Source organism: Propionispira arboris, from assembly GCF_900109225.1.
In the GTDB taxonomy this organism is placed as follows: domain Bacteria; phylum Bacillota; class Negativicutes; order Selenomonadales; family Selenomonadaceae; genus Propionispira; species Propionispira arboris.
In genome coordinates this window covers 64,858-81,057 of record NZ_FNZK01000010.1, presented here as the reverse complement: position 1 = coordinate 81,057, position 16,200 = coordinate 64,858, and the positions used below count along the sequence as shown (strand labels likewise).

Here is a 16,200-nt window from a genome sequence, read left to right as displayed (position 1 = left end):
ATTAATCCATTTTTCCGATATGATATACAATCTGCAGGTCAAAAAAGAAGAAACCCTACAGATTGTATTTAACTTATATAAACAACATCTTTATTGTACCCTTTACAATAATTTCTTATAAATCATCCGCATATCATTTTTCGTTACAATTTTAGGATTGTTATCTAAAAGACGCGTTACTTTAGATGCAGCATCAATAAGTTCATCAAGTACTTTTTCATTAATACCCTTTTCTCTTAAATCACATGTCACATGCATATCTTTTATCATAGAATATAAATTAGCAATCATCTTCTCTGCCGCCTGACGAGTTGTACAATTCGTCACATCAAGCCCCATAGCAACAGCAATATCTTTGAATTTATCCTCACAGACATCCAAATTAAACTCCATGACACTTGGCAGCAAAATAGCATTTGATAAACCATGAGGAATATGATACTTACCGCCAAGTGGATAAGAAAGTGCATGTACCGCTGTAGTGCTGGATGTTGCAATCGAAATTCCACCAAAAGTTGCCCCCAGAAGCATATCTTCACGTGCTGCTAAATTTTCCCCATCATTATATGCCGTACGAATGCTGCGTGAAATCAAACTTACGGCTTTTAGTGCAAAAGTATCACTGAACGGATTTGCTTTTTTTGAAATATAACATTCAATTGCATGACAAAGTGCATCCATTCCTGTATTGGCAGTAATATGTTTCGGCAGACCAGTCGTCATTTCAGGATCTAAAATAACACAATCAGAAACCATTTTATCACTTACAATACCAACTTTTAAGTCGTCTTCCGGTACCAAAACAATTGCATTTGGCGTCGCTTCAGAGCCGGTTCCAGCTGTCGTAGGAATCATTAAAGTCGGTACACCGCGATATGTTATTTTTACTTTTCCTTTTACTAAATCATCTAAGTTAATTTTATTTGTCAGTAGCAGAGAAACCAATTTCGCCGTATCCATCGAACTACCGCCGCCAATCCCGATAATCATTTGGCAAGCAAATTTATTCGCCTGTGTAAAAATCGCATTGACTTGTTCCACCGAGGGCTCCGGCGGCGTGTCATTGATTACATGTACATGAATTCCTGCTGACTCCAGAATTTGTTTTGGTTTATCTACCAAACCTGTTTTCCATACGCCTTGGTCCGTAATAATAACAATATTTTCCGCTCCAAAATCACTTACAACATCTTTAATTTGTTTTATACTCCCTGGTCCCGCAATAATTTTTCCTATATTTAATAATGAATATATTTCACTCATTTTTGATTGCTCCAATCTGTTTTTATATTGGCTTAAATGTTTTATTTATTCCACCGTGGGTGTTCATAGGCTTTAGGATTGCAGACATATGGCCATCGTTGGCCGTCCATAACAGCTAAAACGCCCTCAGCGGCCATTGTTGCCACACCAGCTGCTGCTTCTTGTGTTTGCCCAGCCATATGGGGTGTCACGATTATATTGTCATACTGAAATAAAGCTTCGTCCATCGTTACCGGTTCATTCGTGAACACATCCGTTGCTGCGCTGTGGATTTCATTTTGCTTCAAAGCAACCGCTAATGCTTTTTCATCAATAATGCCACCACGTGAACAATTAATAATGATCCCCGTAGCTTTCATTAATTTAAGCTCTGCTGTACCAATAAGATTTTTTGTTTTAGGCGTTAAAGGAACATGCAATGAAATTACATCTGCAACTTGCATAATATGATTTAAGTCAGCCTCATACGTATATCCTTTAGCAGCAATAACCTCCGGTTTTACAAAAGGATCATATACATTTACTTTCATGCCAATTCCTGCTGCCATTTCCGCTAAAATACTGCCAATATGACCATACCCAACCAGACCTAGTGTTTTGCCAAAAATTTCATATGCTTTATAATTGCTTCGTACTGCAAAATTCCCCTTACGAAGTTCTTTGTCACTATGAACAATATCTTTTGCACAGCTAAGCATCAAAGCAAAAGCATGCTCCGCCACAGAACGAGTATTTGCTCCTGGGGCAATTACGACGGGAATGCCAAGTTCCGTTGCTGTTTCTACATCGACATCATCTACACCAACGCCGGGACGTCCAATTACTTTTAAATTTTTTGCTTGAAGCATTGTTTCCCGGTCAATTGACCCAATGCGAATAATCAAGCCTTCGGCATCAAGAAGTTCTGGCAGCATAACCTTGGGATTTCCACTATCAGTAATTGAAATTTTTACATTGCCCTTCGCCAAAACAGCCATACCAGCTTCATGCAGCCTATGTGAAATAACTATTTTCCTCATGCTGTGACCCTCTTTCTAACTTTTAAAAATATCTAAAACGTTTCTTTGTTATTTTATAAAACTATCTTAACTCATTATTTACAATTCTTTTATTTGTATAATTCAAACACAGCTTTTAGTGCTTGATCAATTTTGGGATCTATGCAGTTAGATGGTTCGCGAGCCGGACCAACGGGATAACCCAGTAAATTCACAGCACGTTTAACAACAGAGTTAGGATTGCCCATCTGCATGACATTACGGAAAGGTCTGATCTTCTGCTGTGCTTCATTTGCTTCAGCAATTTTACCTTCTGACCATAATTTGTAGATACTAACCATAAGTTCAGGAAACACATTAGAACAACCACTGATTGCTCCCGCCCCACCTGCCATCAACGTCCACAAAATCAAAGAGTCACTGCCAGCCAGCACGGCTAATCTTTCATTGGTATTTTCTATATATTTCAATGTATTATCAAAATTTCCGCTGCTGTCTTTAATACCAATAATATTTTCATATTTTGCTAGTTTTTCCACTGTTTTATAATCTATGTTATTCCCAGTTCTGGCGGGAATGTTATAAAGCAAAATAGGTAAATCAATACTTTCCGCAATAGCACTATAATGACGATAAAGATCATCTTGTGAAATACCAACAAAATACGGTGAAATAATAGATACTACATCTACACCTAAGTCTTTGGCAATTTTAGATAACTCAATGGTCTCCTTCGTAGTCGTGCAGCCAGTACCTGCATATACAGGAACTCTAGCTTTGACTTCATCGACTGCGACTTTCATGATTTCTATTTTTTCTTCTTTAGAAAAAGCATAGAATTCACCATTTGTTCCTAACGGAAAAATACCGCTGACACCAGCTTTTATCAAACGATTAATTTGGCTGCGATATTCTTTTTCATTAAATTTTTCATCATCCGTTAATGGTGTGAGAATTGGTGTAATAATACCTTTTGGCTGTAACATAAAAATCATCCCTTCAATTTATAGCATTTCATTCTTTATTTAAAAAATCAGCAAACTTTACATTTGCCATTCTGGCACCCAAAATCAAAGATTCTGTCATACTTTTGCTATCTGCAATACCTTCTCCGGCAATCGGAAATGCTGTTCCGTGGTCAACTGATGTACGAATAATTGGCAGACCAACCGTGACATTAACACCTGATTCAAAACCAAGAACCTTTATCGGTATATGTCCTTGATCATGATACATAACAACGACAATATCAAATTCCCCTAAATTAGCGGCACGATGAAAGACGCTGTCTGGCGGCATTGGACCTATTGCATTGATTCCAGCTTGCTGTGCCAGCTTGATCGCTGGTAGAATTTCCAGCTCATCCTCTGTGCCAAAAAGGCCATGTTCACCACAATGAGGGTTGAGTCCTGCTACGGCAATGCGTGGTTTTTCAATTCCCATAAGTTTTAATGTTTCATCAGCAAGTTTAATAACCTTAAGAACTCTTTCTTTTTTGACGAGATCACATGCCTCTCTAAGTGCTACATGCGTCGTCACATGAATTACTTTAAGCGAACCACTCACCAGCATCATTGAATAGTCCTTTTCTCCCGAAAGGGCTCCTAGTATTTCTGTATGACCTGGATAATTGCAGCCGCTTAAATTCAATGCTTCTTTATTAAGTGGTGCCGTTACAATTGCATGAATGTCTTGCTTCAGGGCAAACTGCATCGCTTTGGCTATATATTCATAAGCTGCTTTACCGGCTCTGGCATCCACTTTAGCAAAGGGCAGATCAGCTGGCAGATTATCAAGATCTACAATATCAATTGTGCCATACCGAAAATAGCCCTGTTGCGGATTCTGCACCGAATTGCAGGTTAATTTACTGTGCAAAAGACCAATAGCACGTTCCATAATTTTTTTATCGCCAAAAACAATTGGTCTGGCAATATCATAAATATGTGTATCTGTAAGTGCCTTTATAATGATTTCCGGTCCGACACCTGCAGCATCTCCCATTGTAATTCCCAAAATTGGTTTCATCTTACATCGACTCCTTTATGTCTTCGTGTTCTTTTACTTTTCGAATCGCGTCCATGGCTTGAATAAAAGAATTGCTCCCGCCAAAAGCCCCGGCCTTAGTAATAACTTGCAGACCACTGCATGATCCTCCAACCAATCTTCCCAAGGGAATTCCCATGGCAACTTCCTCTAAAATTTCGATACCTTCTGCACCTAAAGCCTTGCAAACGTGAATTGCCGTATCACCACCCGTAAGAATAACTCCCGCTAAATGGCTGCCTACTACAGTTTTAGCAACTTCCCCCAGTGCATGAGCCGTATATTCACTTACTTCACTACCTGCCAGCTTATATTTTATGCCTGCTTCAATGGCTTGTTTAACATCTGCATCCAATGTTGCACTTGCCAGTAAAACATCACTGCCTTTTTTCAGCAGACTATTGACAGATTTTGCACAACGCTTAATTTCCTCAGATTGATTTTCTAATAAACCAGCTGCATTCAATTTTATCAAATTGATTTTTGTATGCGTTAATACCTCTTGAATTTGTGTTTGTGTTGTCTTACTCACACTTCCCGCTACAATCAATATTGGACCACTTGTTTGAATGCCCACAGCTCTTTTACTCGCTTTCCACTGATAAATACTCGGCAAATATTCAGCAAGACCAGCTGATCCAACCCAAAGCAACTGCTTATATGCTTTAGCAGCCTCAACAATATACCCAAGATGTTTATCTTCTGCAGCATCAAACACAATCCATTTTTCGTCACGCTTAAGACATTGACGAATCGCTAAAGCAATTTGAGCAACACCTTGTTTTACTGTTTCCAGCGATATTAACCCTATTAAAACATCTGTCTGCTCTCTAAGTATGTCTATAATTTGCGATTCATTGATTGGTGACTTCGGGGCATGTGCCATCTCCGTTAAAGCAATCGGTACGCCATCTAAAAAATGGCAGCCACCGATCGTAATCCGCTGATTGCCCGGAAAAGCCGGCGCAATAATCACAACCGTTGGCAAAAACACGCTTGCTGCTGCTTCAATCTCCGCGCCAAGATTGCCGCGAAGTGTTGAATCTATTTTTTTGTAAATATGCACAATTCCACTATCTTGCAGTTTTTCACAGGTTTGTTTCACTTTCTGATAGGCTTCGATCGCGTTTATATCACGGCTATTTGTATCAATAACAACAACATCCGCCATTTCATGAGCTAATTTGGGCTGATCAAAATTGATTCTTACACAGTTGCTAATATTACGTTTGGCAAATTGTACAGCCGTATCATTTGCGCCGGTCAAATCATCGGCAATCACAGCCAGTTGAGTCATTTTCCATCACCCTCTTCGTGTTGTTTCTCATCTATACTATAATGCAAATGGCATGCCAACATTCAAAGCAATATAAATAACGACTTTTTTTATCTCCATAAAAAAATACGTTGCAAAACGCAACGTATTTGATGAATATAGCAACTATATCATTATTTTTTATTAAGTTTGCGCCACAAAGTCGTTCGATGTATACCCAGACGAATCGCAGCCCGGCTATAATTAAATTTTTCTTCGCTTAAAACTCGCAGCAAAGTGTCTTTTTCCATCCGCCCAAGATTATCGGTTGAAAAATCTCTTTCCTCTTCTATCCCCTGTTCTATATCAGTATTGGCTTCATCGCGCGCTTCCACAATATCTTGTTTCGTAATCACAGGTCCATCACTAAGCAGCATAACCCGTTCTATTATATTAGCAAGCTGACGAATATTCCCCTGCCAGCTGCATTGTTTAAGATATTCCAGTGCCCCTGAATCAAGTCTTTGGACATTCAAATTCACCCTGCCCAGCTTTTTTACCAATTCTTTAGCCAGCAAAGGTATATCCTCCCTACGGTCTTGCAGTGTCGGTACATGAATACGCAATATATTCAGCCGATAATAAAGATCTGCACGAAACACCTTTTCCTCTATCATTTTAGCCAAATTTTGATTCGTCGCTGCTATGATTCTAACATCAACCGGAATAACACTGTCACCGCCAATATGCATAATTTCTTTCTCCTGTAAAACTCGCAGCAGCCGTGATTGTAGGGATATTGGCATTTCCCCTATCTCATCAAGAAAAAGCGTTCCACCATGTGCTAACTCAAAAAGCCCTTGCCGTCCACCACGTTTTGCACCAGTAAAAGAACCTTCCTCATAACCAAACAACTCCGATTCCAATAAATGTTCCGGCAGTGCGGCACAATTAACCGCCACAAAAGGACCATTCGCGCGAGTACTAAGATTATGTATGCTCTGAACCAACACTTCTTTACCCGTTCCCGAGTCACCTGTAACCAATATTGTCGATTGCGTTAAAGCATATTTGACAGCCTTCTTTTTCATTGCTATGCAGATGGAAGATGTACCTATAATATCTTCCATCTGCATTTTAGCAACCAGCCCTTTTTTATGTAATTTTTTCCGTACATTTTGCTCTAATTTTTGAATTTGTGAAACATTTTGCAATGTATAAATTCGACCAATTGTTTCATCGGCAAGTTGTAAAATTGCTTTTTTCACGGCAATTGTTTTATCACCAAACTGCTGTATATCTTCAATTACATCATGAATCGTATCGGTTTCGCACAGTCGTAAAGCCGGTATCACTTCAAACAAGGATTTTCCTAAAGCCTCAAAATGGGAAATACAAAATAGTTTTTCGGCCATAGAATTAAATAACGTAATCCGGTTGTCTGTATCAGTAGCAATAATAGCCTCTGCTGACTGATCGATCATCGTTCTCACCAGTACAGATTTTTCTTTTTCCTGCCGTCGAATATTACCTATAATTTGTGCTTCTCGAATAACCTTATAAACAGCTTCGCGTCCTGAGTGGATCATAATTGCCGGCACACCAAGTTTAGCTGCCAGCTTGACGGATATTGCATCACCAACAATAAGCTCAACACCATGCGCCAGCGCTTCCTTAATCTTCGTTTCCGCCTCAGCTTCTTCATGCAAATAAATCTCATAAAAATGAATTCCCAGTAATGACTCCATCTCTTCGCAACCATAAATAACATTCTCAAAACCAGCAATTCCAACCTTGTCAGGATATTTTCCATTTGTCATCATGGCACGTAAAATATCAAGTACGCCAACCTCAATCGGCAATACTGGTATATCTACATTTTGTTCAATAAGCGTCGCCGTACCGCCACGACTAATAATAACTTCAGTGCCAGATTCAATTTCCTGTTTAACTGCCTCCATGCATTCTTGCAGATTGCCTTGGATAACTTTAACACAAGCATGTGCGTCAGCAAACTGCTCCATCACAACTTTTTCTGCGACTTCATACAAATCCTGAAACGGTGCCACCAATAAAATTCGTGCATCCACGTTGCAGTCACTCCTTAAGAAAAATTTCTATAAATTTATTTTATCACGTAAAACACAAAAAAGGCTCCTATCAAGGATGCCTTTTTTGCTTATATATTTCTTATTTATTATATTATAGAAGAAACTTACTTCATTTTATTTATACAACATAAAAATTTACAAGTTTTGCTCCGAAAATCCCATCAATTCCAATGACCGACTTAAGGATATGCGGCGGTATATCGTTATCAACCGTAACAACCATAATATTTGTACCAGAAACATCTGTTTTACCAACCTGCATTCCTGAAATATTGATATCGGCGCCCCCCATAACAGACCCTACTTTACCAATAATCCCCGGGCGATTAATATGCGGACAAATAAGTATTCTTGCATGTGGATCGACATCAACTCGATAGTCATTGATCATAACAATACGACCTTCATCACCAAACAATGTACCTTGTACTCTTATTTCAGAAGCTGCTGTTGTTACACGGACTGTAATAAGATTTGCAAAATTCTCAGCCTCTTTATTTTTCATTTCTTTCACTTTAATATTGCGCTGCTTAGCCATACTCGGTGCATTCACATAATTCACGGCAAATTCAAGGATTGGATTAAGTACACCTTTAATAACAGCCGTTGTAATCATTTTTGTATCAACTTCAGTAATTTCACCATTATATTCCACTTCAATTTTTTCAATTGGCCCCTCTGCCAATGAACAAGCCGTGCAGCCTAAACGCTCTGCTAAATCGAAATACGGTTTGATCACCTTCATAACCTGCGCCGATACTGGTGCCATATTCACCGCCGTTGAAACAGGTTCACCGCGCAGCGCCGCCCCGACACCACGAGCAACATCAATTGAAACACCCACTTGAGCTTCTACGGTTGATGCCCCAAGATGCGGCGTAAGTACAACCCCAGGTAAACCAACCAACGGATGATCAACCGGAACAGGTTCGCTTTCAAACACATCAATTGCCGCACCAGCTACAATTCCCATTTTTACCGCTGCAGCAAGATCGGCTTCATTAATAATCCCGCCACGTGCACAATTGACTAAGCGTACACCTTTTTTCATGTTTTTCATATTATCTTTATTCAGCATACCTTTAGTTTGCGCCGTTAATGGCATATGTACGGTAATAAAATCTGATTTGGCAATAACATCATCTAATGAGCCAATCTCAATCCCCAAAGCCTGCGCCCGCTCTTCATTGATATATGGATCATAACCAATCACATCCATATCAAAAGCCAACGCGCGTTTCGCAACGCCACTACCGATACGCCCCATCCCAATGACGCCCAGCGTCTTGCCTCTAAGTTCTACACCTACATATTTCTTACGATTCCATTCACCTTTTTGCATTGTTTCATTGGCAACAGGAATGTTCCTCGCCATGGAAAGCATCATAGCCATCGTATGTTCAGTAGCCGCAATCGTATTTCCCTCCGGAGCATTGAGAACAATAATTCCACGGGCCGTAGCCGCTGGAATATCGATATTATCCACGCCAACCCCTGCCCGACCAATAACTTTAAGGTTCGTCGCTGCTGCAATAACGGCTTGCGTAACTTTAGAAGCACTACGAACAATCAAACCATCAAACTGTGGAATGATTTCCAGTAATTCTTCTGCTGGCAACTTGTCTTTTACCACCACTTCATAATCTTTTGCTAAAATATCAATGCCTTTAGGTGAAACTCCATCCGCAATTAAAACTTTCATCAATTCATTCGCTCCCTTTATTTTGCATTTAAAATATATACCCTAAAATAATCTTTGCCCAACGCATATAGCCTAACTTAAATTCACACGCAAAACATTTTTAAATAAAAAAAGCCTCACCCCAATATAATATTTGGGGCGAAGCTTTTATCTCCACGGTACCACCCAAGTTTATGCGCTTATCGCGCCAACTCTAGTTCGCTGTATCGGGCGTTCCCGTCATAATTCATCATTAGCCGCTTCGAGCTGGAACAAACTTGATTATCTACCGACTTGCACCATCCGTCGACTCTCTAAAAGAACAATCAATTTTGATTTCTCATCATCGCGTTTTCTATGTATTTGTCTATATGCTTATATGCAATTATATTTTATCTCCCTTCAAACGTCAAGTGTATTTCACAAAAAAACATTTTTAAATTTTATCTTGACGTTTACTGAAAATCGGCGTTAGAATATAACACAATCACTTAATATTCTCGCAGACATCGACTACTGCAAAACATAAACAAGCAAAATTTAGGAGGTCACTATCTTGGAAAATCGTATTTATAACTTTAACCCAGGTCCTGCCGTACTCCCGTTGGAAGTTTTGAAAGAAGCTCAAAGCGAAATGCTCAATTTCAAAAACAGTGGTATGTCCGTTATGGAAATCAGCCATCGTTCGAAACCATATGAAGCCGTTCACAATCAAGCCAAAGCCGATATCAAAGAACTCATGGAACTTGGTGATGACTATGAAGTGCTCTTCATACAAGGTGGTGCCAGCATGCAGTTTACAATGGTTCCACAAAATTTTGCTCACGATGGTAAAATTGGCAATTACATACTCTCAGGCAGTTTTGCTACAAAAGCCTACCAAGAGGCAGCTTTGCTTGGCGATGCCCACATTGCCGCGTCCAGCAAAGACTCGAATTTTAAATATATTCCGAAACAAAACGAAATCAAGTTAAGCAAGGATGCAGCGTATCTTCATGTTTGTTACAACAATACCATCTTTGGCACGGAATACAAATATATACCTGAAACCAATGGTATCCCGCTCATTGCCGATATGTCATCCGATATGTTATCTCGTCCATTAGATTTTTCTAAATTTGACTTAATCTATGCCGGAGTCCAAAAAAACCTGGGGCCAGCCGGCGTCTGTTTAGTTGTCGCTAAGAAGTCTTTCATCGAAAACAGTCCAAAATCGGTACCAACAATGCTCCGTTATGATACGTATGCTAAAAATAATTCACTCTACAATACACCACCTGCTTTCGGAATCTATATGGTGGGGAAAGTTGCAGCCTGGATCAAAAAACAAGGCGGCCTGGAAGCAATGGAAAAACGTAATATCCATAAAGCGAAACTTATTTATGACATCATTGATTCCAGTGCCGGATTCTACCGCGGTCATGCTGAGCCAGACAGTCGTTCTTATATGAATATCACCTTCCGCCTGCCAACCGAAGACCTTGAAGTGAAATTTGTCAAAGAAGCCCTGGAACATAATTTAAGCGGCGTTAAAGGACATCGTTCTGTTGGCGGATTACGCACTTCTCTTTATAACGCTATGCCATTGGCCGGCTGCGAAGCCCTCGCTGATTTTATGGAAAAATTCAAAAAGAACAATGTTTAATATTAAAAAAAATGCCGAGTTTACGCTCGGCTTTTTTATATATTATTTTGCAGACAACACAAAATAAGGTATACTTAAGTTAAAGATATTTTTAGTTTTATAAAGGAGCTGTTTAATTTTTATGGCAATTACAGAAATACCGTATGCCGATTATGCCGATTTATTTATCGAAAAAGAAAGCCACGGCGGAGTTTTTTTGAGTACCTGTGCCGATGGAAAAAATAATACAATGACAATTGGCTGGGGCAGTATTGGTTTTATGTGGGGTAAACCGGTCCTCACGGTCATGATTCGAAAATCCCGTTATAGTTATGAACTGATCGAGAAAAATCCTGAATTTACCGTCAGCATCCCAATCCACGATGATTTTAAAAAAGCCCTCGGTGTCTGCGGTTCAAAATCCGGTCGCAGCCTCGATAAATTCCAAGAAGCCAATCTGAAAATCATGGCTGGACAAAAAGTAACACCACCTGTAATCAAAGGAGCTGGTCTGCATATTGAGTGCAAAGTACGTTATCAACAAACACTTAGTGCCGATAAATTCAGTCAAGAACTTTGTGATAAATGGTATGGCGATCAGGACTGGCATGTACTCTATTACGGTGAAATCGTAAGTGCTTACGTTGAAAAATAAATATCGATAGCAAAAAATCCCGGTTCGTATTGAATCGGGATCTTTTTTGTTTAAAACGTACAAGAAAGTCCATTTTTTAAAAATACATCACAATATGGCAAAAGATCGTCTTCGTACAGCCCATGCTTATGTTCAAACATATACATTCGCTGCAATAAAGAATATTTATTTTGTCCAAATTGATGAAACGGCAGCAATTGCACTTTTTTCAAACCAAAGGTTTTAATCAAATCACAAAATCCCTGTGCATCGGCAAGCGCATCATTAACACCAGGAATTACTGGTATTCGCAGCAAAATTTGTTTTTCCGCAGCAATCGCAACCTGCAAATTAGACCAAATTTCATCTGGATAAACATTTGTTGCCTGCAAATGCTTCACACGATCATAGTGTTTGAGATCAAACAAAAGTAAATCGATAGATTCAATAAATTCACTAAAAACACGTTTATCAGCATAACCACTTGTCTCACAAGCTGTATGAATCCCCTCTTGCTTTAATTCTTTTAATAGCGCTGTAGCAAATTGTGCCTGTTGCAAAACCTCACCGCCAGAAAGCGTTACCCCACCACCCGATTCTTTATAAAAAGGCAAATCCTTCATAACCTCGCGCTTAACCTTTTGCAAACACATGTTTTCCCCCTGCATCTCCAAGGCACCAGCTGGACAAATTTCAACACAGCCCAGGCAAGTCTGGCAAGCATCCTGATGAAAAGCTGGTTTATTATTCTGAACAGTAATCGCTCCAGCCGGACATTCAACGACACAGGCTAAACAGCTAACACATTTTACAGCATCAAATGTAATTTCCTGCCTGCTATATTGTGATTCAGGGTTAGAACACCACCCGCAACGTAACGGGCAGCCTTTGAAAAATACAACCGTACGAATTCCGGGCCCATCTTGTAAACTAAATTTTTGTATATTAAAAATACAGCCTGTACTGTTTTCCATAAAAGTCCTCCTAACATAATTTACGCAGCATATCCATATTTTAATAATATCATATTGTTAAACAAATACAATCAATATTAGTTTCAAATGAAACATACAAACAATTGACTTATAGCCTTTATGTAGTATAATTAAAATCAAATGAAATATTTTTACTTTCACTTGAAAGTATACATTTCAACTAATTCAGGCTAAAACTCAAATTTTAATAAAGGAATGAAAAACCATGCATACTCGGCACACCCAATTATTGGATTTTGTAAATAGTGAAAATCGCATCAGTGTAGCGCTACTATCACAAAAGCTTCAAGTTTCAGAAGTGACAATCCGCAAAGATTTAGATATCTTAGAAAAAAAAGGCTTATTGCGACGAGAACACGGCTTTGCCGTAATGATTGCCAGTGACGACATTGCACATCACTTGTCTTTTAATTATGACACAAAAAAACGCATCGCTCAAAAAGCTGCCGCTAATGTCAAAAATGGTGAAACCGTTATGATTGAATCAGGCTCTTGTTGTGCACTGCTTGCGGAAGAACTCGCCACCAAGCGCCGTGACATTACCATCATTACGAACTCAGCCTTCATCGCTGCTTTCATCCGCAAATCACCAGCAGCCCGAATTGTCTTGCTTGGTGGTGATTATCAAAATGAATCACAGGTTATGGTTGGGCCGATGCTCAAAAAATGTGTTCAAGATTTTTTTGTTGATAAAGTTTTTATCGGCACTGATGGATTTACGGAAAAACATGGTTTTACTGGCAATAATCTTCTACGAACCGAAGCGATTCGTGCAATGGCAGAAAGTGCCAATAAAATCATCATTTTAACGGAATCCATAAAATTTTCGCAACAAGGTGTTGTTACACAATTTAAAGCCGAAGAAATCGCTGCTATTTTTACAGATGATCATATTCCTGAAGAAAAAAAACAATTTTTACAAAAGTTAAATACAAAAATCTATACGGTTCCTTGCGAATAAAAATTTTTATTATGGAGGTATTTGATTATGAATCATTTTGGTCAACTGACAAACAGGATGCAAGTTTTTCGCGAAAAACTCATTGCCGCCAAACCAAAAGTTTGTGCCGAAAGAGCTTTGCTAACCACACAGTCTTATCAAGACCATTTCCAGGACCCGCTAACCTTGCGCCGTGCTTACATGTTAAAAAACATTCTCGAACATATGACAATATTTATTGAACCAGAATCTATAATCGCTGGCAACCAGGCTAGTTCGAATCGTTCTGCACCAATTTTTCCCGAATATGCAATGGACTGGGTCATTGATGAACTCGATGACTTTGAAAAGCGCGATGGAGACGTATTTTTTATCACGGAAGAAACAAAAAATAAATTACGAAAAATTGCTCCATTTTGGCATAACAATACATTAAAAGATCGTGGACTTGCCGCCATGCCAGCAGATAGCAAACTTTTTTATGATCTTGGTATTATTAAAGCCGAAGGCAACATCACCTCTGGTGATGCTCATATCGCCGTAAATTATGAACGATTATTGCAGCGAGGTCTCCGTGATGTAAAACAACGATCTGCAGAAAAATTAGCCGCGCTCGACCTCACAAATTATCAGAATCTTAAAAAATCTTATTTTTATCGTGCAATTCTTATCACAATTGAAGCTGTCCAAGCCTTCGCCGAACGTTATGCCATTTTAGCTCAAACACTGGCAAAAGCAGAAAAAAATCCGCAGCGGCAAGCAGAACTGACCCAAATGAGCCGTATTTTGAAAAAAGTCCCTTATGCTCCGGCTGAGACATTTCATGAGGCAGTTCAGTCCATATGGCTGGTTCATCTTGTTCTCCAAATCGAATCCAACGGACACTCACTTTCTTATGGACGGCTGGATCAATTTCTTTACCCATATTATAAAAAAGATCTTGAATTGGGCAGCATTACCGACAAAAGCGCTTGCGAACTGCTCACCAATCTTTGGCTAAAAACCTTCACTATAAATAAAATTCGCAGTTGGTCCCATACAAAATTCAGTGCCGGTAGTCCACTATATCAAAATGTCACAATAGGCGGGCAAACAACTGAAAAAAAAGATGCTGTCAATCCCCTGTCTTATCTTATTTTACGCAGTGTTGCGCAAACAAAGCTGCCACAGCCCAATCTGACCGTTCGCTATCACAAAGGACTGGATGATGCTTTTATGAAAGAATGTATCGAAGTGGTTCGTCTCGGCACTGGCATGCCAGCTTTTAACAATGACGAAATCATCATCCCGTCTTTTATCGAAAAAGGTGTCCTTGAAAAAGATGCTTATAATTACAGTGCCATCGGCTGCGTGGAAGTGGCCGTTCCGGGAAAATGGGGTTATCGCTGTACTGGTATGAGCTTTTTGAACTTTCCGAAATCACTTATGATTGCTCTAAATAATGGCGTCGATACCGACTCCGGCTGCAAACTTTGTGAAGGAAACGGACACTTTTCCCATATGGTATCCTTTGATGAAGTCATGGCTGCCTGGGATAAAATAATCCGACAGTTCACCCGTCACTGTGTTATCATCGACACCTGCTGCGATATGGTTCTTGAGGAAGATACCGCTGATATTCTTTGTTCCGCCCTTACTGATGACTGCATTGAACGCGGTCTAACCATCAAAGAAGGTGGTGCTATTTATGATTTCATCAGTGATCTGCAAGTTGGAATCGCCAATCTTGGGGACTCCTTAGCTGCCATAAAAAAATGTGTGTTTGAAGACAAATTATTTACGCCCTCTGAACTTTGGGATGCCTTAGTGCATGATTTTGCCGGAACAACAAGCAAAAAAATCCAGCAACATTTAATCAACGATCCGCCAAAATATGGTAATGATGAGGACTATGTCGATTTACTCATTCGCCAAGCTTATGATATATATATTGATGAATTATCTCACTATCATAATACACGCTATGGACGTGGTCCTATAGGCGGCACATACTATGCCGGTACATCTTCAATTTCTGCCAACGTCCCACAAGGCACTTGTACCATGGCAACACCAGATGGGCGCAATGCCTCAGACCCATTAGCCGAAGGTTGTTCACCATCGCATGGCATGGATAAAAACGGTCCTACCGCTGTATTTAAAAGCGTTTCGAAGCTACCTACAACAAAAATTACCGGTGGTGTCTTATTAAATCAAAAGACCACTCCACAGATTCTGGATAAAGAAGAAAATCAAGTCAAATTGATTGCACTGCTGCGTACTTTTTTCAATCGACTTCAGGGGTTTCATGTTCAATACAATGTCGTCTCACGTGCCACACTGGTCGAAGCACAAAAAAATCCAGACAAACACCGCGACCTCATTGTTCGAGTTGCCGGATATAGTGCTTTTTTCAATATTCTTTCGAAACAAACACAAGATGATATTATTGACCGAACGGAACAAAATTTATAAAGCTTTTAGTATTTTAAAATTTTGTTTGTAAAGTTTACACAAATTACTTGAGTTATACTAATACAATATGTTATTATATTAGACATGATGTAATAACATATTCTTTTACTTGAACTGAATTATAATATTTGATAAAGAAAGCATGTTTTTATCAAATACTATATATAATCTTCTAAAAAATGCGGGCAGAGGGGCTATT

12 protein-coding genes are annotated in these 16,200 nt (G+C 39.3%); 4 read left to right on the top strand and 8 right to left on the bottom strand.

Features of this window, described 5'->3' with window-relative positions; translation table 11 throughout:
* Positions 1-102 precede the first annotated feature (102 nt).
* The 7 genes from BMY14_RS10900 to serA form a co-directional block, all read right to left on the bottom strand.
* Complete coding sequence (locus BMY14_RS10900) at positions 103-1,263, bottom strand: iron-containing alcohol dehydrogenase (protein ID WP_091831675.1); 1,161 nt, start codon at positions 1,261-1,263, stop codon at positions 103-105.
* A 41-nt stretch (positions 1,264-1,304) separates the two neighbouring features.
* The gene (locus BMY14_RS10895) at positions 1,305-2,282 is read right to left on the bottom strand and encodes a hydroxyacid dehydrogenase (RefSeq protein ID WP_091831673.1); all 978 of its coding nucleotides are present in this window, start codon (positions 2,280-2,282) and stop codon (positions 1,305-1,307) included.
* Positions 2,283-2,371: 89 nt separating this feature from the next.
* Positions 2,372-3,247, bottom strand: a complete 876-nt coding sequence (gene dapA, locus BMY14_RS10890) for a 4-hydroxy-tetrahydrodipicolinate synthase (protein ID WP_091831671.1) — start codon at positions 3,245-3,247, stop codon at positions 2,372-2,374.
* 28 nt (positions 3,248-3,275) lie between these two features.
* A complete protein-coding gene (gene pdxA / locus BMY14_RS10885; protein WP_091831669.1) occupies positions 3,276-4,289 on the bottom strand; it encodes a 4-hydroxythreonine-4-phosphate dehydrogenase PdxA in 1,014 nt (337 codons plus the stop codon).
* Position 4,290: 1 nt separating this feature from the next.
* Positions 4,291-5,604 (bottom strand): four-carbon acid sugar kinase family protein, encoded by a 1,314-nt coding sequence (locus tag BMY14_RS10880; protein ID WP_091831667.1) that lies wholly within the window; start codon positions 5,602-5,604, stop codon positions 4,291-4,293.
* Positions 5,605-5,756: 152 nt separating this feature from the next.
* Entirely contained in the window at positions 5,757-7,652 is a 1,896-nt protein-coding gene (locus BMY14_RS10875) for a sigma 54-interacting transcriptional regulator (protein ID WP_091831665.1), read from the bottom strand.
* 139 nt (positions 7,653-7,791) lie between these two features.
* On the bottom strand, positions 7,792-9,375 hold the full coding sequence (gene serA / locus BMY14_RS10870) for a phosphoglycerate dehydrogenase (RefSeq protein ID WP_091831663.1): 1,584 nt from the start codon (positions 9,373-9,375) through the stop codon (positions 7,792-7,794).
* A gap of 535 nt (positions 9,376-9,910) precedes the next feature.
* Here serA and serC point away from each other — a divergent pair.
* Both serC and BMY14_RS10860 read left to right on the top strand, forming a co-directional pair.
* Positions 9,911-10,999, top strand: coding sequence for a 3-phosphoserine/phosphohydroxythreonine transaminase (serC, locus tag BMY14_RS10865; RefSeq protein WP_177177556.1), 1,089 nt, complete (start codon positions 9,911-9,913; stop codon positions 10,997-10,999).
* Between the two features lie 121 nt (positions 11,000-11,120).
* Entirely contained in the window at positions 11,121-11,633 is a 513-nt protein-coding gene (locus BMY14_RS10860) for a flavin reductase family protein (RefSeq protein WP_091831659.1), read from the top strand.
* Positions 11,634-11,683: 50 nt separating this feature from the next.
* Here the strand turns inward: BMY14_RS10860 and BMY14_RS10855 are convergent, their stop codons facing one another.
* Positions 11,684-12,586: a glycyl-radical enzyme activating protein gene (locus tag BMY14_RS10855; RefSeq protein WP_091831657.1), complete on the bottom strand. Its 903-nt coding sequence runs from the start codon at positions 12,584-12,586 to the stop codon at positions 11,684-11,686.
* A gap of 226 nt (positions 12,587-12,812) precedes the next feature.
* Here BMY14_RS10855 and BMY14_RS10850 point away from each other — a divergent pair, with 226 nt between their 5' ends.
* Positions 12,813-13,568: a DeoR/GlpR family DNA-binding transcription regulator gene (locus tag BMY14_RS10850; RefSeq protein ID WP_091831655.1), complete on the top strand. Its 756-nt coding sequence runs from the start codon at positions 12,813-12,815 to the stop codon at positions 13,566-13,568.
* A 27-nt stretch (positions 13,569-13,595) separates the two neighbouring features.
* Complete coding sequence (locus BMY14_RS10845; protein ID WP_091831653.1) at positions 13,596-16,001, top strand: glycyl radical protein; 2,406 nt, start codon at positions 13,596-13,598, stop codon at positions 15,999-16,001.
* Positions 16,002-16,200: the final 199 nt, after the last annotated feature.